The organism is Streptomyces sp. NPDC054786 (assembly GCF_053611685.1).
In genome coordinates this window covers 1-18,004 of record NZ_JBSHAW010000011.1, presented here as the reverse complement: position 1 = coordinate 18,004, position 18,004 = coordinate 1, and the positions used below count along the sequence as shown (strand labels likewise).

16 protein-coding genes and 1 pseudogene are annotated in these 18,004 nt (G+C 70.4%); 10 read left to right on the top strand and 7 right to left on the bottom strand.

What is annotated here, in order from left to right; genetic code table 11:
* Nucleotides 1–15: 15 nt before the first annotated feature.
* Both ACWGI6_RS11565 and ACWGI6_RS11560 read right to left on the bottom strand, forming a co-directional pair.
* Entirely contained in the window at nt 16–756 is a 741-nt protein-coding gene (locus tag ACWGI6_RS11565) for a class I SAM-dependent methyltransferase (RefSeq protein ID WP_453267310.1), read from the bottom strand.
* A gap of 427 nt (nt 757–1,183) precedes the next feature.
* A complete protein-coding gene (locus ACWGI6_RS11560; protein WP_453267309.1) occupies nt 1,184–1,882 on the bottom strand; it encodes a TIGR03086 family metal-binding protein in 699 nt (232 codons plus the stop codon).
* A 52-nt stretch (nt 1,883–1,934) separates the two neighbouring features.
* Between ACWGI6_RS11560 and ACWGI6_RS11555 the strand changes: the two genes are divergently transcribed.
* The 4 genes from ACWGI6_RS11555 to ACWGI6_RS11540 all read left to right on the top strand — a co-directional run bounded on the left by ACWGI6_RS11555 (nt 1,935) and on the right by ACWGI6_RS11540 (nt 5,410).
* Nucleotides 1,935–2,462, top strand: a complete 528-nt coding sequence (locus ACWGI6_RS11555; RefSeq protein ID WP_453267308.1) for a MarR family winged helix-turn-helix transcriptional regulator — start codon at nt 1,935–1,937, stop codon at nt 2,460–2,462.
* Between the two features lie 143 nt (nt 2,463–2,605).
* On the top strand, nt 2,606–3,352 hold the full coding sequence (locus ACWGI6_RS11550; RefSeq protein ID WP_453267414.1) for an aminoglycoside phosphotransferase family protein: 747 nt from the start codon (nt 2,606–2,608) through the stop codon (nt 3,350–3,352).
* A gap of 343 nt (nt 3,353–3,695) precedes the next feature.
* Nucleotides 3,696–4,439 (top strand): SDR family oxidoreductase, encoded by a 744-nt coding sequence (locus tag ACWGI6_RS11545; protein WP_453267307.1) that lies wholly within the window; start codon nt 3,696–3,698, stop codon nt 4,437–4,439.
* 281 nt (nt 4,440–4,720) lie between these two features.
* On the top strand, nt 4,721–5,410 hold the full coding sequence (locus ACWGI6_RS11540) for a pyridoxamine 5'-phosphate oxidase family protein (protein WP_453267306.1): 690 nt from the start codon (nt 4,721–4,723) through the stop codon (nt 5,408–5,410).
* 450 nt (nt 5,411–5,860) lie between these two features.
* Here the strand turns inward: ACWGI6_RS11540 and ACWGI6_RS11535 are convergent, their stop codons facing one another.
* Complete coding sequence (locus tag ACWGI6_RS11535) at nt 5,861–6,139, bottom strand: hypothetical protein (protein WP_453267305.1); 279 nt, start codon at nt 6,137–6,139, stop codon at nt 5,861–5,863.
* Nucleotides 6,140–6,403: 264 nt separating this feature from the next.
* On the opposite strand from ACWGI6_RS11535, the gene ACWGI6_RS11530 reads away from it, so the two are divergent.
* The 4 genes and pseudogenes from ACWGI6_RS11530 to ACWGI6_RS11515 all read left to right on the top strand — a co-directional run bounded on the left by ACWGI6_RS11530 (nt 6,404) and on the right by ACWGI6_RS11515 (nt 10,459).
* The gene (locus ACWGI6_RS11530) at nt 6,404–7,252 is read left to right on the top strand and encodes a YwqG family protein (RefSeq protein ID WP_453267304.1); all 849 of its coding nucleotides are present in this window, start codon (nt 6,404–6,406) and stop codon (nt 7,250–7,252) included.
* 465 nt (nt 7,253–7,717) lie between these two features.
* Nucleotides 7,718–7,879, top strand: a complete 162-nt coding sequence (locus ACWGI6_RS11525; protein WP_453267303.1) for a hypothetical protein — start codon at nt 7,718–7,720, stop codon at nt 7,877–7,879.
* A gap of 337 nt (nt 7,880–8,216) precedes the next feature.
* A pseudogene (locus tag ACWGI6_RS11520) lies at nt 8,217–9,007 on the top strand (glutamate racemase).
* Between the two features lie 624 nt (nt 9,008–9,631).
* Nucleotides 9,632–10,459 (top strand): hypothetical protein, encoded by an 828-nt coding sequence (locus tag ACWGI6_RS11515; protein WP_453267302.1) that lies wholly within the window; start codon nt 9,632–9,634, stop codon nt 10,457–10,459.
* Nucleotides 10,460–11,208: 749 nt separating this feature from the next.
* On the opposite strand, the gene ACWGI6_RS11510 is transcribed toward ACWGI6_RS11515, so the two are convergent.
* Nucleotides 11,209–11,475, bottom strand: coding sequence for a hypothetical protein (locus ACWGI6_RS11510; RefSeq protein ID WP_453267301.1), 267 nt, complete (start codon nt 11,473–11,475; stop codon nt 11,209–11,211).
* Between the two features lie 329 nt (nt 11,476–11,804).
* Between ACWGI6_RS11510 and ACWGI6_RS11505 the strand changes: the two genes are divergently transcribed.
* Nucleotides 11,805–12,263 carry an SRPBCC family protein gene (locus ACWGI6_RS11505; RefSeq protein WP_453267300.1) on the top strand — a complete coding sequence of 153 codons (459 nt, stop codon included), beginning with the start codon at nt 11,805–11,807 and terminating at the stop codon, nt 12,261–12,263.
* A 210-nt stretch (nt 12,264–12,473) separates the two neighbouring features.
* Here the strand turns inward: ACWGI6_RS11505 and ACWGI6_RS11500 are convergent, their stop codons facing one another.
* Genes ACWGI6_RS11500 through ACWGI6_RS11490 form a run of 3 tightly spaced genes read right to left on the bottom strand, consistent with a single transcriptional unit; the run spans nt 12,474 to nt 17,240 of the window.
* Nucleotides 12,474–13,898, bottom strand: a complete 1,425-nt coding sequence (locus ACWGI6_RS11500) for a phytoene desaturase family protein (RefSeq protein WP_453267299.1) — start codon at nt 13,896–13,898, stop codon at nt 12,474–12,476.
* Nucleotides 13,895–15,712, bottom strand: coding sequence for a DUF3556 domain-containing protein (locus tag ACWGI6_RS11495; protein WP_453267298.1), 1,818 nt, complete (start codon nt 15,710–15,712; stop codon nt 13,895–13,897). Before ACWGI6_RS11495 ends, ACWGI6_RS11500 begins: the two co-directional genes overlap by 4 nt.
* Before the next feature lie 43 nt (nt 15,713–15,755).
* Nucleotides 15,756–17,240 carry a class I adenylate-forming enzyme family protein gene (locus ACWGI6_RS11490; RefSeq protein ID WP_453267297.1) on the bottom strand — a complete coding sequence of 495 codons (1,485 nt, stop codon included), beginning with the start codon at nt 17,238–17,240 and terminating at the stop codon, nt 15,756–15,758.
* A 156-nt stretch (nt 17,241–17,396) separates the two neighbouring features.
* Here ACWGI6_RS11490 and ACWGI6_RS11485 point away from each other — a divergent pair.
* On the top strand, nt 17,397–18,004 hold a 608-nt coding region (locus tag ACWGI6_RS11485; protein ID WP_453267296.1), incomplete at its 3' end, for a hypothetical protein.

Here is an 18,004-nt window from a genome sequence, read left to right as displayed (position 1 = left end):
CGCCGGGAGGGGGCCTCACACCCGGCCGGCCTCCGGGCGCCGTGCGAGGAAAACGAACTCCCGGCCCGGGCGGTCAGGAGCGTCACGAACGTCGTCCACCACATACCCCCGCGAGACCAGGTCCGCCTCGACCTCCTGCCGCTCACGGAAACGCAGCGTCGAATCTGACGTCAGCACCTTTCCGTCCGCAGCGAAGACGTAGGTCCACCGGAACGTCACCAGCGCACAACTCACCTCGGTCACCTGCACCCAGCTCTCGACCGCGCCGACGCCCGGGATCTCCCTCACACCGTAGGACTCCTCCCGGTTCCACTCTTCCCAGGCACGCCGGGCCGGCTGCCGGGTCTCGAACAGCAGACGCCCGCCCGGCCGCAGTGCTTCGTAAGCGCCTCGCAGCGTTTCCTGCCACATCCGTGGATCGACGATCGCCTGAGCAACGTTCGCCGTCATGGTCGCCAGGTCAACCCGCAGCGGCGGGAGTGCTGTCGCATCACCACAGATCCAGCGCACCCGTTCACCGCCCGGCTTGCCCCGGGCCACATCAATGGATTCCCCGGCAGGATCGACCCCGACGGCCTCAATCCCGCGATCAGCCAGGAGAAGGGCGAACACTCCTGTCCCACAGCCGATGTCCAGCACCCGATGTGCCCCGAACTCCTCCACCATGCGGACGTACGCGTCGAGATCGCTGCGATCAGGGTCGAGCGCGTCATAGATCGCGGCGAGCCGTGGATGCTTGAAGCCCTCGTCAGCCATGCGGTCGAAGGTATGCGGAGCTGATTCCCCACCTCTACTCAGTTTCGCTGCCGACCAACGGGGAGTCGGCTGCCTGAGGTTCGAGCAGACCACCGCTCTCCACCGGCACGACGGGCGGCGAAGACCACTCGTGTCGAACCGGACGCGGCCGGCAAGCGCTGGCGAAGCCTCACTGGAAAGCTTCCCTACCAGGGGCTTTCGCCTCGTGATCTTGTTCGGTGGATCATGGCCGGCTGATGCGTCGCCCTGAACTGTGCGATACGGAGCGGGAGTTCGTCCGTCCGCTGCTGCCCCGTTCGGAGCGGGGTCGCAAGCGGTGGGACGACCGGACGGCCCTCGGCGGGACAGGGCGCAACCGCCCCACTCCGCAAAGAGACTCGTTCCCGGAGCCCAGGACCGAGGCCTGCCCGGTGCGTCCGTAAGGAGCTCAGCGAGTGGGGTCGTGGCCGGCCGTCCCTCGCTCCGGACCGGCGTGGTTGTCGCGGGAGAGGGGGGTGTGCCAGTCCGGCGAACGGCCGAGAGCCGTCAGGATCTTCTCCAGTGTGCCCGTGTCGTGGTCCGCGGCCAGCGCCGGCCGGAAGGCGCTGCCGGGGGCCAGCCGGAAGTCGCCGTCCGGGACGGCGCGGGCTATCGGCAGTGCGGCCTGCAGGAGTTCGGGGCCGGGTGCGTACGCGATGCCCAGAGTGCGGGCGACGTCCCAGCTGTGGACCAGGTAGTCGATGAGGTGGAAGCCGATCGCGCGGGCGGCGGGGAACGTCTGAGGGTGGGGGAATTCGGGGAGGGTGAACTCACGGTCGGGGCTCTCTACGGTCGCGAAGGCGGCGAGGGCGCGTTCGGCTGCGTCGCGGTATCGCGCGACGGGGTCCTCGCCGAGCGGTCCGACCGACCAGTGCGACAGGTCCCGCCCGTGCCCGAGCGCTGCCGCCGCGAACCCGTTGTGCTGGGCCGTCATATGGGCGAGCAGATCGGTCAGCGTCCACGCCGAGCAGGGGGTTGGCCTGAGGAGGTCGCCGGGGGTCATCCGGCGTATCAGGGTCACGCTGTCCCGGACCGCCCGGGCATTGAGGCGCCGGAGGCGCGCGAAGTCGGCGTGCGGCGTGGGCGCATCTTCGAGATTCGTATGCATACGTTTACGATCTGCGTGAGCACATGAATTGTCAACGGGTATTTTCTTGACCATGGCCGAGAACGCAGCCGACAGCGGCACCACATCCAGGGGGCGGCCGACCCGTCCCGATCTGGCGGCGATGATCGTGCCCCTGGGCCGTGCGCTCATGGCGGCCGAGCAGCCGATCCTCGACGCGCACGGTCTGACGATGTGGGCGTACTCGGTACTGCTGCACCTCGACGAGACACCGATCCGCACTCAAGCGGCGCTGGCCGAGGCCATCCGGGCGGACAAGACCCGCATCATCGCCGTCCTCGACGACCTGGAGGCACGGGAGCTGATCCGCCGTCAGCCGGATCCCAAGGACCGACGGGTACGTCTGCTGTCGCTCACCGCCGAGGGCCGACGGCTGCGGGACGCGGTGCAGGCCGCGATCCAGGAAGGCGAGGAGCGACTGCTCACCCAGCTGCCGGCCGCCGACCGCGCCGGTTTCCTCAAGGGACTGCAGGCATTGTCCGGGCTGCCGGAACTGCCGTCCGGGCGGGGCTCACCGCAATCCTCCTCCGGACCCGGCGCCGACCGAAGAGACAGGACTTAGCGCTCCTGACAAAAGTGGTGGGCTTGACCTGGTCAGCGGTCGGTGTCCTGCACGAGGACGCCGGGTGGCGGGACGCGGTCAGCCGCGCAATCGCACGCAATAATCCCGGCGACGTGGACGGTCATCCGGGATACTGGTCGCCCATGGATGAGGTCCAAGTCGTCGTCGCCCATTCCGAGCGCGCGACCTTGCGCGTCGGCGACGTGTTCATGAAGGTGGACGCCGATCAGGCGCGCATCGATGTCGAGGTCGAGGCGATGGCCCTGGCGCCGGTCCCGACCCCGCAGGTCCTGTGGCGCAAGCCGCCCGTGCTCGCGATCGCCGCGGTCCCGGGGACGGCGCTCGGCCGCCTCGGCGAGCCGTCGACCGCGTCCCCGGCGGCGTGGGCCGCAGCGGGTGCCGCCATCCGGACGTTGCACGACGCACCGTTGCCGCCCTGGTCCGGCCGGGGCGGCCGGAGCCTCGACGCGTTGGCGGCGGATCTCGACGGCGAGTGCGCGTGGCTCGTGACGAACGGCGTCCTGCCCGCCGACCTGGTCACCCGCAACCGCCAGGTCGCTGAGGCCGCGCTCCGGCCGTGGACTCCGGTGTTCACGCACGGCGACCTGCAGATCGCTCACGTGTTCATCGACGGCGACGAGATCACGGGCATCATCGACTGGTCCGAGGCGGGCCAGGGTGATGCCCTGTTCGACCTCGCCACCTTGACGCTCGGACACGAGGAGCACCTCGGCGACGTCGTCGCCGGCTATGGCACCGACGTCGACCTCGACGTGATCCGCGCGTGGTCGTCCTTGCGAAGCCTGCTGGGGGTTCGCTGGTTGGTCGAGCATGGCTTCGACCCGACCGCGCCGGGCTGTGAGGTCGACGTGCTGAGATCCCGGATGTGAGGCTGCGCGGGCCGACTGCCATGAGTGCGTTCTCACGCATCGAGCAGGCCGTCTCCTGGGGCGCGTTGTCCGCCCTCACTCCCGACAAAGTGCGGTACGAAGTCGTCGCCGGCAGATGACGGCGCAGCCGAGGGCGACGAACGCGTGGTGGATGTCGTCGCGCGTCGTCGCCCGTGCCCACCGCTCGCTCCAGGCGTTCCACTTCCTGTTGGGTGAAGCGCCGGGAGACGCCTCCGGTGTCCGTGATCGGCAATGGCGTGGACGCGCGGGCCGGGACGATCTAGCGTCGGGGCAGCGACGGCGCCGCACTTCCGCGCGCACCGCACCGGCACACGGGGAGACCATGTCCAACGGGAACGTGTCCATCGAGAGCACCGAAGCGCCCGTCACTTTCCTCACCGGCGGGTCGAGCGGGATCGGGGCGGAGACCGTGCGCCGCCTGCTGGGCCTCGGCCACCGGGTCGCGGCGACCGGGCGCAGCACGAAGAAGCTGGCCGTGCTGGCCGAGGCCGCGGCGGAGGCGGGCGCGGGCGAACGGCTGCTGACGTTCGAGGGCGATGCGGCGGACTGGGGGCAGGTGTCGTCGGCGGTCGAGGAGACCGTGCGGGTGTTCGGGCGGCTGGACTACGCGATCGCCAACGCCGGGTACTCGACCAACGGCAACGTCGAGACCGGCGACCCCGAGGAGTGGCAGGGCATGGTGCTCACCAACGTCCTGGGTCCCGCACTGCTGGTGCGGGCCGCGCTCCCGGCGCTGAAGGCATCGCAGGGCCGGATCGTGCTGATCGGGAGTGTCGCGGGGTTCAAGAACACGCCCGGCAACCTGTACTCGATGACGAAGTTCGCCGTGACCGGACTGGCGGAGAACGTCCGCATGCTGACGACCGGGTACGGGGTCGGCACGACGCTGATCGCGCCGGGCCGGGTGCGGACGCCGTTCTGGGACGACCGCCCCGGCGGCGCCGACGCGGCGGGCGCGATGATCTCCGCCGAGCAGCTGGTGGACACCGTCGTGTGGGCGATCTCCCAGCCACCCGGCGTGGACGTGAACACGCTGGTGGTCCGGCCGATCGGCCAGCCGAACTAGGGCGTGTCTGTTGGGTCACGGTTGAGCCGGAGGAAGGTTGCGGCGACGCCGATGCAGCGGCGGTCTTGGACCAGCCGAAGCCGGCGCTGCCGGCGAGTTCGGCGCCCCGTCCACCGGCACCCTCCATGAGCGCGGGCAACAGATTCAACCCCCGTGCCGGGCAAGGCCGCCGGCGGCACGGATACCGCCCGACAGCACCTCTGCCTCGGGCGCTTGCGCTGACCACACCGGAAAGTGAGACGCCCTGGATTGATGTGGCCGAGCTGTCGAGAATGGCAGGCATGGGAAAGACCTACGCACACATAGACGGCAGGCTCCGCACCTTCATCGAGGCACAGCCCGTCTTCTTCACCGCGACGGCGCCATTGTCCGGCGACGGCACTGTCAACCTCTCCCCCAAGGGCCTCACCGGGTCGTTCGTGGTACTCGACGAACAGACGCTGGCCTACCTCGACTTCGCCGGCAGCAATGCCGAGACCATCGCGCACCTGCGCGAGAACGGCCGTATCACCCTGATGTGGTGTGCCTTCCAGGGCCCGCCGAACATCGTCCGTGTACACGGCCACGGCGAGCCGGTCTTCCGCGACGACCCACGCTTCGAAGAACTGCTCACCTGCTTCCCCACCATCGACCCGGTCCCGCACGGACTGCGCGCCATCATCGTGGTGACGGCCGAACTCATCCGTGACACCTGCGGCTACGCGGTCCCCTTCATGGCGTATGAAGAGGACCGCGACTTGCACGGCAAGCGTTTCGCACGCGAGGACGACGAATCCCTTGCCCGCTACTTCGAGAAGAAGGAGCACATCGCCACGAGTATCGACGGTCTTCCCGGACTGCCGCTCCCCCTGCCGCCGCGCCCTCTCCGAGCCGCGGAGACCGGTGCCGTGCGCAGCCCGTCAAGGGGCGGTCGTTCGCCCGGTGTAGGGGTACGGGGGGACAGCTCGTCGGCTATGCCACTTTCAACATGAGCAACAGACAGCCCAGAAGTACGAGCGGAGCGCCCATGGCACGAAGGCAGCCCGGCCGCGCGTTGACCACCGGGACATACGGCGTCTCCATACGGCCGTTCCGCCACAGCATTTCGCGGTGCCGGTCAGCCGCCTCGCGCTGTACTCGCGCACACCTTCGCCGAATGAAACCCCCACAGTCGACGAGCACGACCACACCCACAGCTACGTACACAAGCGCCAGTCCGATCCCCATGCCCCAAGCCTATGTGGCGTTGGCCGGCACCGGTTGCCCGCACGCCCAACCAGGTGAGGACGACGACCGGAGGCGTGGATCCGGGGAACGTCCCGAGCCCGCGCCCGAGCCCCGCACTCGGGACCCTGGTCAGAGCCCCCTACTGACGGCATCGCGTATCACTGTGTCGTGAGTTGGCTGGGACGACGCCGGCGTTGTGCCCGTTGCAGCTGTCTTCAGGCGCTGGTGAGGTCGACCCATACCCATGGTGCGTGGTGCCACGAGCGCACTTGGCCGACGACCAGTTCGATGGCTGTTCCCACGGGCGGGAGGTCATGGGCCAGTCTCTGCACCGCTGGCTCGCCGCCGCGGCGGATGGTGTCCAGTGATGCGCCCACCGGCTCGTATGCGTTGAGTTTCGCGGTGATGCCCCATGGTTGGTGGCTGGTGATGGTTGCTCGGACGCGATCGCCTGGGCGAAGTTCGCCAAGGGGGCGCTTCGGCTCGTCTGACATGGCAGCATCATCTCGCCCTTCACGAGCAAGGGGCCGAACCGCACCGGACTTCAGTGAGGCCGCTCAGCGCTGTCGGGCAAGCTGTCGGCCCTGGAGCGCCAGGGCCGACGGAGTGTTCGGTCGGTGCAGGTGAGCCACACCGTCTCGTTGTCCGCCCCTGCGGCGGGCGGCGTCGTCTCCGCCCGGGTCTGGACTCGCGGCCCGAAGCCGTGGGGCCGAGGCGTGAATGGTCCGTTGTCAGTGGCCTCGTGCATCATCGTTGCCATGACACAGAGCACCGCTGACCCGCTCCATGCACTGGCCCGCCAACACCTTCCCGACAAGATCGCCGAACGGTGGATCGGCCTGCTGAGGCCGGGCATCCGACTGGAGAAGGCCACGGGTGCGGACCCGGTTGCCGGTCGGCTCGGCGGCCTGCCGGAGCTGCCGGAGACCGAGGAGTGGCCCGTATGGGAGGGCCACGGCCCGCTCGCCTTCGTCGCTTCACTCGACTGCGCCGTGCTCCCCTCCGCCGCCCTCGACATCGCCCTGCCGGCAGAGGGCACGCTGGCCTTCTTCTACTTCGACGGGCAGCTGGACGAGGGCTGCGCGGTGGTCGCGCCCGACGAGCCCGGGAGTTGGGCGGGCGCGCGCGTGCTGTACGTACCGGCAGGCGTCCCCGTCGCCGAGCGGGCGACGCCGGAGGAGCTTCAGCCGTACCCCGCGGTGACTCTGACGGCGCGCGTGGAGACAACGGCGCCGTACCTCACCCACCCATCGGTGTACCGGGAGTTCGGGCCGACGCCCAACGACCACCCGGTGGGGGGCGACGAGTTCCAGGAGGCCCTGTGGGACCACTTCGATGGCACGGAGCACCGTATCGGCGGCCACGCGCACCCGGTGCAGGACGAGGTGGAGTCCGAGGTCGCCCGCGGCGCCCTGGGCAGCCCGCCGTGGGATGACCCCCGCATCAAGGAGGAGGCGCTGCGCTGGGTGCTGCTCGCTCAGTTCGACAGTGACAACGACGCCGACATGATGTGGGGCGACTGCGGCGCCCTCTACTGGCTCATACGCCCCGAAGACCTGGCCCAACAGCGCTTCGACCGCGCGATGTTCACATGGCAGTGCTGTTGATCAGAATCCACCCGCCTTGGCCGTCCGGTGCACCAGCCACCGCCCGGCGGGCAGTTGCGTGACACGGCTGCGCACGACTGCGGCGCTGCCCCAGATCGGGGGTGGTCGTCCTGGCCCGGAGACCGCAGCGTCTCCTGGGCCCGGCCGGCTGCCGTGGTGAACACAGTCTGGAGCCGGAGGAGCTGACCGGACGTGGACTCCGGCGACTGCAGATCCGTACTCGGCAGCTGTGGGCCGGTCGGTCGCCGTACGGGGCGCGGGCATCTTCTCCAGAACGGAGGCCACGAACGCACAACTGGGGATGCCCCCGGGCACCCTCGACGAGGCCACCACGGCCTGCACCGCACTCCACCTGCCCGCAGAGAGCCACCCACTCCCCCGAACCGGAACGCCGGCCATGGGGCGTTCGCATGTTCTCCCAGTCCCGGCCTACCGCACCTCGCCCCGTACCCACGACGATGAAGCATGCCCAACCCTCACTGCTCGAACTGCTGCCCCGTCGAGAAGCCCAAACCCGAGGTGCCGGCTCCGTGGCCACTCAGCGCGCTGGTGTGGCTGACCATCATCTGCGGGACCGGGACGGGCCTGTACGCCCTCGTCATGTGGATGGCGTCCAGCCTGTTCTGAGCAGCGCCACACCCCGACCGGGACTCCCCCGGCGTGTGGCACTGACGTATCCCCGTACGCCCGCGGGCCTGCCGGCTGAAGAGCTATGGACGCCGCGCGTGAGCTGTTCGGAACGCAGCCGAAGGGCCATACCACTCTCCCGAGATTGGCCATGCTGCTGAAGCCGGCACCGGGACAGACTCTCCGCCGGTGGCATTGAGGAATGAGCACACGAGAGGCGATCGGCATGGAGCAGGAGTTCAGGGTGCGCTCCGAGCGCGCGCTTCAGCGCCGTCACGAGGAATGCGCGGCAGCCGTAAGGGCACCGAGGCGTGGTGGCCGGCCGAAGATTGCGCTCATGGACGCGGGGATCGGACTGCTGGCGGCAGCCGCCGAGTACGCCGCCTGCAGCCCGACGCCGATCTCGTCCTCTCCTCCGATCCCGACGGCATGCCCTGGGGACCGCGCACCCCACAGGACCTCACGAACCGCGCGCTCACCGTCGCAGAAGCGGCTGTCGCGCACCGTCCCGACGCGCTGATCGTCGCCTGCAACACCGCTTCCGTGCACGCCCTGCCCGCCCTGCGCGCCCGCCTGGAACCGGATCTGCCGGTCATCGGCACCGTCCCGGCGATCAAAGCGGCCGCGGCGGGCGGCGGACCGGTCGTCGTCTGGGCCACCCCCGCCACCACCGGCAGCCCCTATCAGCGCCGTCTCATCGAGGAGTTCGCGGCCGGCATGCGCGTCGTTGAGGTGCCGTGCCCGGGGCTCTCCGACGCCGTCGAGTGCGCGGACGAGGCGGCCACCGGACGTGCGGTCGCCGCCGCGGCGGAACGCACCCCGGGCGAGGCATCGGCCGTAGTCCTGGGCTGCACCCACTACGAACTCGTCGCCGAACGCATCCGCGCGACCGTGCAGCGCCCCGGTCAGCCACCGATCGCCCTGCACGGTACGGCCGACGCGGTCGCCGCCCAGGCCTTGCGTCGGCTCGGCAAGCGGCCCGCCCCCGAGATGCCTGCCGAGGGAACCCTGACCGTGATCCTCAGCGGGCGCGAGGCGGCGCTCCTGGCAGCGGCGCTGGCGTATGAAGAGGGCCGACTACTGCAAGCTGTCGGTCCCGCGTGCCGGGAGGCCCTACCCGAGCGGTGATGCCCCATATTTCCGGGCCGGCGATCCGGAACATGACACCGCGGCTGCGCCGGCTGCCGGGAGGTCTTCTCCGCCCGGCCCGCCGCCCGCCGCCCGCCGCCCGCCGTTCGTCGTGCTGCGGGCAGCGGGCAGCGGGCAGCGGGGCGTAGCCGGCGGTGCACTCGGCGTATGACGGCAGCAGTGCCGGCCGCTCGGCCTCGCCTGCATGAGCGCCCGGCGAGGTCAGCCAGTCGATCGTGTGCCTCCACCAGCGGTTCGTGACCCTTCGCTGTCATGCGTGCGGGCAGCGGAGAGGCCGATGACGAGCGCGATGGCCGGTGCGGCCCGGTCGGCCGGCTGCCCCCGATCCGAAGGGCACCGGTGACCTCGGCACGGTCGGCGATCGCCGCAGCACCGTTGGCGATCGTCACGGCGCGGTCGGCAATCGTCACGCCGCCGGCCTGGTCGAGTGCGCATCGGTCCGAGTGAGTGGGCCAGCTTGCCGGGGGCGGGCCGCCCGCAGCAGGGGGCGGATGCTCGTCCGGTACTGAGCGCGTCACGCGAGGGCCACGCCGGATCAACACCGCGGTCATGGCCGACCCCGCACGCTGACTGTCAAGACCCATCCACTCAAGAGGAGGCATCATGGCCACAATCATCCGGAAGCGCATTCCCCACGTGATCGGCGCGTCTCTCCTGGCCGTGGCACTCACCGGAACGGTGGGCGCGGTCACCGCGATGAGCAGTGACACAGCGCCCCAGACAGCGAAGGCTTCGGCGCCGAGCAGTAACGAACAAACCACGGGTGCCACCACAACCGGCGCCACGACCGGCGGCGGAGGCGGCGGCGGAACGACAGGTGCCACCACGACCGGCGCCACGACCGGCGGCGGAGGCGGCGGCGGAACCACGGGCGCCACCACGACCGGCGCGACCATCGGCGGAGGCGGCGGCGGAACCACGGGCGCCACCACAACCGGTGCCACCATCGGCGGCGGCGTCGGCGGAACGACAGGTGCCACCACGACCGGCGCGACCATCGGCGGAGGCGGCGGCGGTACCACGGGCGCCACCACAACCGGTGCCACCATCGGCGGCGGTGGCGGTGTGGCCTGCCAGTTCCGCATCGTCAAGGGCAAGATCGTCCTGGTCCCGGTGGGCTGCAGGCTGGGCGGCGGGACGACAGGTGCCACCTCGACCGGCGCGACCATCGGCGGCGGTGGCGGTGGGACCACGGGTGCCACCACGACCGGTGCCACGATCGGCGGCGGTGGCGGCGGGACGACAGGTGCCACCACGACCGGTGCCACGATCGGCGGCGGTGGCGGCGGCACCACGGGTGCCACGTCGACCGGCGCGACCATCGGTGGCGGTGGCGGCACCACAGGTGCCACCACGACCGGCGCGACCATCGGCGGCGGTGGCGGCGGTGGGACCACGGGTGCCACCACGACCGGCGCGACCATCGGCTGAGGCGGAGGTCCGGTACAGCAGCCGGCGCTGGGTGACCAGGCACCGCGGGGCGAGGGGCGGCCATCAGCCGCCGCACCGCCCGGGTGCCGGTGATGTCGAGCGCGCCGTGGGTGAGCGCGGTCACTTCTCCGTGGCCCGGTGCTGCCGGGCCACGGGGTCGTGGCTCAGCAGCTCCGAGGCATCGCTCACCAGCCAGGGCGCGCGCACCGCGCCGCTGTCAACAGAGGCTTCCACCAGGCTCGATGTTCGCGGTACCGGCGGACGGTCTCGTCGAAGCCGGTGGTGAAGTCGTTCCGCGGCCGGTGGCCCAGTTCGTCGCTTATCCGGCTCGCCGTCCTCGCGCTCGCCGGCCGCGTGGTGCGGCGCCACCTCACGTACGGAATGAACCCGCAGCAGCACCGGCCGGCGGCCCCGACTGCGCGGCATCAGGACGAACAGAGCGGCCCCCGGCGGCAGTTGCGTGCTCCGCTCGGTCCTGCCTCCGCTGCTCCGTCTCGCGCCGGTCAGGCATCATGAGCCACAGGTCCCGCAGCGCCGCCCGCTCTTCGTTCACGCCCTCCCCCCTGACGCTGTCGACTCCGGCTGACGAGTACCCCGCACGCCAAGGGCCCGGTGCACCTGGTTCCCCAGGAACACCGGGCCGTTGCGGAGTCCTTCCGTTGCCTGACGGGCCCCTGGTGCCCGGCCGGGCAGCCGTTGTCCGACGGGACCCTCGGTCCCCGGCCGGGCGGCCGGTCAGGCGGGCGACATCAGTCGACCGGCTCATGTGGAACGGGCTGGTCTGAGCGGACGCCCGGGGCCTTGGGAACGCCGGTCCGCCCGGTGCCGGCCTGATCGGTGTCAGGAACCGTCTCGTCAGGCTCCTCTTTTTTTTCGTCCTCCGACAGTTCGGGGTCCCACGGATCGGGGACCGGGCTGGAGGCATCGGCCTGGTGGCTCGGCAGGTCGTGGGGCACTGGCGTGCTGTCTTCGCTGGACGTGTCACGACGGGACATCAGTTGAGGTGCCTCCTCCATGGAATGTGGGTGTCCTGGCCCGGTACCCCGGCTCCACAGCGCCATGCTCGACGCAGGCTGAGAGACGGACCACGCCGCTCCCGACATGACGCCCCGCGTGGCTGAAGTCCGTGAGTGCACACCGTCATCGCGCACCGGGGCCCGCGGCGGCGAGAACGGGTACGACGTCCGCCGCTTCCCGTACGGGCGGAGCGTCGGCGGCCGCCGGGCAGTGGAGAAAAACTCGTGTGCGCACCGTCTGAGAAGCCGGCTATCGGGCACCCGTGAACCACGCGAAATCCGCGCGCGGGATCTGCTCCCGCGAAAGCCACCACTGAGGAGGCGTAGTCATGAGCACGGTGAAGGAGACGGTGGAAGTCGAGGTCCCGGTCCACACCGCCTACAACCAGTGGACGCAGTTCGAGGAGTTCCCGAAGTTCATGGAGGGCGTCGAGAGGATCACCCAGCTCGATGACCGGCACAACCACTGGACGACCAAGATCGGCGGGGTCCGGCGGGAGTTCGACACCGAGATCATCGACCAGCTGCCGGACGATCGGATCGCCTGGCGTACCACCAGCGGCGACACCCAACAGAAGGGCCTGGTCAGCTTCCAGCGCCTGGACACGACGCACACCCGGGTGGAGCTCATGATGGAATTCGAACCCAGCGGTGCGGCGGAGAAGACCGCTGACATGACGGGAACCATCGCCCGCCGCGTCAAGGGCGACATGCAGCGCTTCAAGGACTACATCGAGCACCGCGGAGCCGAAACCGGTGCCTGGCGTGGCCGCATCACGCCCGGCTGACCCCGACCCCGGCGCCCGGCCGGCCAACCCCGTTGGGCGGCTGCCTCGACCACCGGCAGCCGCCCAACGGCCCGGCGCACCAAGGCCGTCGGTGCTCTGCATGCCGGCGGTGCCGAACCACCCAAGGGCCCACCACCAGCCGTAGCCCGAGCGGCAGTTGACCCTGTGCCGTGGGCATCCCCCTTCAGCGCAGTGTCGTAGTTCCTTGCTTCATGGACTTCGGCTGCCGAGGTGACGCAACGCGGAATTTGCCGCTCCGGCACCGCACATGCCGTGCGCTCCAGGGCCCGGCGGGGTGGCGGCCGAGCACAGGAACACCCCGGCAAGGCCGGTGGAGTAAGGGTCGAAGGTGAGACGGGCACCAAGGACGAGCCGGGGGATCGTCTCGGCGCCGGTGAGGATGTCGCCGCCCACGAAGTTCGGGTTGGCGGCCTCGAAGTCGGCGGGCCGGGTGACACGCAGGGCCACGATGCGTTCGCGGGTGCCCGGCGCGAATCGCTCCAGCTGGTTCAGGATCGCCTCGGTGGCGTCGCCGTCGTAGCCGTGCGGGACGTGGGCGTAGGCCCAGACCGGATGCACGTTCCCGGCCGACCGCGAGGGGTCGGCAAGGTACTGCTGGCCGACGAGCACGAAGGGGCGCTCCGGCATCCGCCCGGACGCCACGGCCTTTTCGGCCCGCGCGACCTCGGCCAGCGGGCCGCCCAGGTGCACGGTGCCGGCCCGGCGTGCGTACGCGTTCGTCCACGGCACACCCCCTTCCACTGCCACATCGACCTTGAATGCGGCGGGGCCGTGGCGGAACCGCTGGTAGGCGGTCCGGACTCGCGAGGGCAGACGGTCGCCGTAGATGCGGGCGACCTGGCCAGGGGCGAGGTCAAGCAGCGTCACGTCGGCGGGCGGGAGCTGCGACGCATCGGTGACGCGGACGCCGGTGTGCACTTCGCCGCCGTGCTCGCGCAGCACCTTGGCCAAGCTGCGGGCGATGGACTGCGAGCCCCCCTCGGCGACGGCCCAGCCGGCGGCGTGGCCGGCGGTCAGGATTCCGAGGCCGATCGCCGAGCTGAACGGGTGGGACAGCGGGCGCAGGGCGTGCGCTGCGACACCGGCCCACAGGGCCTGGGCCTGCGGTGTGCGGAACAGGCGCGCCAGGAGCGTGGCGGGCGCAACGGTCGGCAGGCCGAACCGCGCGAGGAGCAGCGGGTGTGCGGGGACGCCCAGCAAGGGTCGCATCACATCACCGGCCAGCTCGCCCCAGTGGGACACCGACGGTCCGACGAGTGCACGGTAGCGGGCACCGTCGGCGGCGAGCATACGGGCGGTGTCCTCGACGGAGCGCAGCAGCACCCCGGCCGTCCCGTCGTCCAGCGGGTGCACGCAGTCCACCTCCGGAAGCCGCCAGCGCAGCCCGTGCCCTGCGAGGTCGAGGGATTGCAGGGCCGGGGAGGTGACCGCCATCGGATGGATGGCCGAGCAGTGGTCATGGAGCAGCCCGGGCAGGAGCGCCTCGTGGCTGCGGGTGCCACCGCCGACCTCGTCCGCGGCCTCGAGGAGGGTGACCCGCAGCCCGGCCTTGGCCAGGAGGGCCGCGGCGGCGAGCCCGTTGGGCCCGCCGCCGACGATGACCGCCGACGTCATGACGCCGTGCCCCGAGGCAGCACACCCGCGTCAGGGCCCTCCGTGTCCGGGTGCGGGAGGTCACCGGGTACGGGCCGCAGCGGGCCGAAGGACTCCACGTCGTACACGGGGTAGTTCGGGCCGTCGGTGGGCCAGGGCTGGCGCGTCAGCATGTCGTGCACCTTGACCTGGCCGCGTTCGAGCAGCCCGTGGACGGCGTCATGGACCTCATAGGCTTGAGTCTGCCGGTGGATCGGCTGACTCTCCAGGCAGATCACCCGGACTTCCCCGGGGGCGAAGCCACACCTGGCCTGCACGGCGCCGAGGAGCTGGTCGTTGTGGAGGTGGCCCTCGCCGAAGTTCCAGCCGATCGCGAAGCCGGCGATGAGCTCGCCGTCCACGACCACCGCGTCGTCCTGGCCCTCGGTGACTCGGTCGATGAGTCCGTTGTGTGCACGGCCATGGGAGTGCATCGACCGCCAGCTCTGCACCTTCTGGCCCATGAGCATGGCGGTGTCCGCGTCGTAGAGGCTTTCCAGCTGACGGGTGGGAAGCCGGCACGCCGTGGTGAGTCCGGCCTCCAGACGCTGCAGGGCATGGCCCCTGAACACCCACGCGCTGGTCGCCCAGTTGCCCGCGTAGTAACGCATGGCCGGCAGGAACGACACCAGGTCCGGCCGTACGTTGCCGAGCAAGGGCAACAGGAGCAGGCTCGGCAGGATCACGGCGAGCAGCCAGGGCGATTGCAGGTCCTGGACCGCGACCTCGCCATGGGCGCCGAAGAGGGAGAACAGCGAGAAGATGAAGAAGATGTTCCACTCCAGCGGCACACCCATCGGCACGGTCGAGAAGATGTGGATGTGGAAGACGGCCATGTAGATCAGGGCCGCCCAGGTCCAGAACCCGCCGTCGCCGAGGAAGACGAGGTAGAGCGGGACGGCGTACTCCGTGGCGGTGCCGGCATGAGCCAGGAGAAACGGCAGGCGGGCGGGCCGCAGGTCTCGCGGGTGATCGCGGTACATGAACCGCTTCAGGCGGCCGGAGCGGACCAGCGGTGCGTTGCTCATCATCGTCGCCACCACGAACGGGAAGTGGTGGTTGAGCTTGGAGGTCGCAGCCCCCCACCACAGCGCCAGCATGACGAGCTTGAAGCCGATGACCATGTCGGAGTACGGGAAGAAGAAGATCAGCAGCGAGAGCCAGTACTGCTCCCCGCGAGCGGCCAGGAAGATGGTCTTGTCCCGGAGGCCCAGTATCGCCAGCGAGACGATGAGGGGGATCGCCGCGAGCGGATCGAGCAGCCCGACGTCACCGAAACCCGGGACGGCGCTGCCGTCGCCCGGCCGGCCGAGCAGCCATACTCCGGAGGCGAGAACGGCCGCGTAGAGCAGTACGTCGGCACCGGTACGGCGGTGACCCCGCGTCAGCGGCACCCGGTCCGGCCACGGCGGCAGCCGGATGGTCCCCGGCCGCAGCCAGTACAGGGCGGCGCCGATCGGCGGATTGAAGCGGGACGTCAGCGGACCGGACCCGCAGCCCAGGCCGAGCACCTCGTACAGAAGCGTGAAGACGATGAGCTTCTGGTAGACGATCGGCTCGGACCACCACGAGGCAGGATCGGTCACCGAGCCGATGCCCGGGGTCAGCGAGATCACGCACGCCGCTCCGCCGACGTACAGCAGGCACTTGACCAGGTAGAAGAGGTACACCACGTACGGACTGCCGAAGCCGTGCTCGACCCAGTGCCGGGTGAGTACCTGCAGGCGCTCGCTACGCGGCAGCGTCCGGAACGCTGCCGCGTCGACGGGCGGCAGCTGAGGGTTCATGAATCCCATGCGGAACACACCTTTGTGTCTCGAAAAGGAGCCGCGGCGCGGCTCAGCGGACGGGCCCGAGCGCCTGGCGGCGCAGCAGGGGCTTGTCGATCTTTCCGACGGGGTTCTTGACGACGTCGGGGACGACGACGACATCGACCGGGATCTTGTAGGCGGCGAGCCGGGCGCCGAGGAACCCGGTGACCTCGGCCGGGGAGAGCTCCGCGCCGTCGCGGACGGAGACGAAGGCGACCGGCACCTCCCCCATCACCTCGTCGGGGCGCCCCACGACGGCGGCTTCGAGAACGGCGGGGTGGTCGTGCAGGACGGTCTCGATCTCTTTGGGGTAGATGTTCTCCCCGCCCCGGATGATCATGTCTTTCACCCGGTCGACGAGGACCAGGTAGCCATCCTCGTCGAGTCGGCCGACGTCGCCGGTGTACAGCCGGCCCTCCCGGACGGCCCGGGCGGTTTCCTCAGGCCGGTTGCGGTAACCGCGCATCACCGTCGGGCCGGAGATGACGACCTCGCCGACGCCGCCGTCAGTGATCAGCTGCCCGTCCTCCCCCATGATGGCCACCGTCTGGTGCGGCAGTGGCAGCCCGACCGTGCCGGGTTTGCGGACGCCGTCGAGCGGATTGGACGTCGACGCGCAGGTCGCCTCCGACAGGCCGTAGCCCTCGATGAGTTGCACACCGAAGCGCTGCTCCACCACGCGGATGAGCTGCGGGGGCATCGGCGCCGCCCCGCAGACCACGAAGCGGAGCGAGGAGGTGTCCGGCTGCACCTGGAGCGGGAGGTTCGCCAGCATCGCGTATATCGCCGGGACGCCGGAGAAGAAGGTGGGGCGGGCTTTCTCCAGTGTCGGGAAGAATCCCTTGGCGCTGAAGCGCCGCACGATGGTGGCCCGGCCGCCGGCGCGCAGCGGCGACAGGATGCTGACCACGATGCCGTTGACGTGGAACAGCGGCAGGATGAGGAGGCTGTGGTCCTGCTCGCTCAGCTTCATCGATTCGGTCATCGCCGCGGTCATCGCGTCGAGGTTGCGGTGCAGCAGCTCAACGCCCTTGGGACGTCCGGTGGTACCGCTCGTGTAGATGACCAGGGCAAGGTCCTCGCCGCCGGCCTCCAGGTCCACTTGCGGCTCCGGCAGCTGGGCCGCGGGCGCCGGTCCTGCCAGCTCCTCGAGGGCGAGTGCGACGACGGAGCTGGGCAGGGCGGTGGACGGCTCCTCGACGATGACGACTTTCGCGCCGGCATCGTCCAGTTGGTAATGCGTCTCCACCGCGGTCAACGCCGGGTTGACCGGGGTGAGTGCGGCACCCAGGCGCCAGGCGGCGAACAGCGCCACCACAAGTTCAACTCTGTTGGGGAGCTTGACCGCAACGACGTCCCCACGGCGGACGCCCCGGCCGGCGAAGTGCCGGGCGTAGGCATCGACCAGGTCGTCGAAGGCGGCGTTCGACAGGGGGCCGTACACGTCGTCGGCTATGGCCGGTGCGTCAGGGGCTTGTTCGCGGCGCACAGCGGGCAGGCGGCTCAGGTTCATGCGGGCTTGCACCTCAACGGTGGTCGATGGACGAGATGCAGGCGAAGCTAGGGCCCGGCGTGTGACCACGGCCACGGCCGCGCGCCACAAGATGTCGGCGGCCTTTCGTGCTCCGCGCACAGACCCGATGCGGCACCGGCGCCGTAGCATGCGGGCATGTCGACGGAGCAGGTGCTGGTCGCGCAGGTGGCGGATCGCGTGTGGGAAGCACGTGAAGGCCTGATCGCGGACCTCGTGCGGATGACGCGCGCTCAAATCAGTGCGCTCGATCACGATGCCGCCTCACGCTCCCTGCTGGAGGCGAGCATCACCGAGAACATCGTGGCCGCGGTGCACTTCCTCAAGCAGGACATCGACGTGGAGTACCTCGACGCCCCGACCGCGGCCCTGGCCTACGCCCGGATGCTGGCCCAGCGCGACATCCCCCTGTCGGCGCTCATCCGGGCCTACCGCATCGGATACTCCCAGTTCCTCGACCGGGGCTTCGCGGTCCTCGCCGACCTGCCTGCCGAGGACCGGGTCCCGCTGGTCGTCACGCTCGTGCGCCGCGCGGCGCAGTACATCGACCAGATCTGCGAGCAGGTGGGCCGCACCTACGAGATCGAGCGGGACCGGTGGGTGGCCAGCCAAAGCGGCGTCCGTCAGCAGTGGGTCAACGAACTGCTCGGCGGCGGCCCCGGCGACCGGGCCGGCCCCGAGCGGGGGCTGCACAAAACCCAGGAGGCGGTGGAAGTGGCCAGCACGCAGTGGCCCGGCGGCGAGTT

Coding starts and splice junctions, on each gene's coding strand:
- ACWGI6_RS11545 (WP_453267307.1), top strand. CDS start 3,696: ATGTCCAACGGGAACGTGTCCATCGAGAGCACCGAAGCGCCCGTCACT.
- ACWGI6_RS11495 (WP_453267298.1), bottom strand. CDS start 15,712: ATGGGATTCATGAACCCTCAGCTGCCGCCCGTCGACGCGGCAGCGTTC.
- ACWGI6_RS11540 (WP_453267306.1), top strand. CDS start 4,721: ATGGGAAAGACCTACGCACACATAGACGGCAGGCTCCGCACCTTCATC.
- ACWGI6_RS11515 (WP_453267302.1), top strand. CDS start 9,632: ATGGCCACAATCATCCGGAAGCGCATTCCCCACGTGATCGGCGCGTCT.
- ACWGI6_RS11510 (WP_453267301.1), bottom strand. CDS start 11,475: ATGGAGGAGGCACCTCAACTGATGTCCCGTCGTGACACGTCCAGCGAA.
- ACWGI6_RS11505 (WP_453267300.1), top strand. CDS start 11,805: ATGAGCACGGTGAAGGAGACGGTGGAAGTCGAGGTCCCGGTCCACACC.
- ACWGI6_RS11530 (WP_453267304.1), top strand. CDS start 6,404: ATGACACAGAGCACCGCTGACCCGCTCCATGCACTGGCCCGCCAACAC.
- ACWGI6_RS11565 (WP_453267310.1), bottom strand. CDS start 756: ATGGCTGACGAGGGCTTCAAGCATCCACGGCTCGCCGCGATCTATGAC.
- ACWGI6_RS11535 (WP_453267305.1), bottom strand. CDS start 6,139: ATGTCAGACGAGCCGAAGCGCCCCCTTGGCGAACTTCGCCCAGGCGAT.
- ACWGI6_RS11490 (WP_453267297.1), bottom strand. CDS start 17,240: ATGAACCTGAGCCGCCTGCCCGCTGTGCGCCGCGAACAAGCCCCTGAC.
- ACWGI6_RS11525 (WP_453267303.1), top strand. CDS start 7,718: ATGCCCAACCCTCACTGCTCGAACTGCTGCCCCGTCGAGAAGCCCAAA.
- ACWGI6_RS11555 (WP_453267308.1), top strand. CDS start 1,935: ATGGCCGAGAACGCAGCCGACAGCGGCACCACATCCAGGGGGCGGCCG.
- ACWGI6_RS11560 (WP_453267309.1), bottom strand. CDS start 1,882: ATGCATACGAATCTCGAAGATGCGCCCACGCCGCACGCCGACTTCGCG.
- ACWGI6_RS11550 (WP_453267414.1), top strand. CDS start 2,606: ATGGATGAGGTCCAAGTCGTCGTCGCCCATTCCGAGCGCGCGACCTTG.
- ACWGI6_RS11500 (WP_453267299.1), bottom strand. CDS start 13,898: ATGACGTCGGCGGTCATCGTCGGCGGCGGGCCCAACGGGCTCGCCGCC.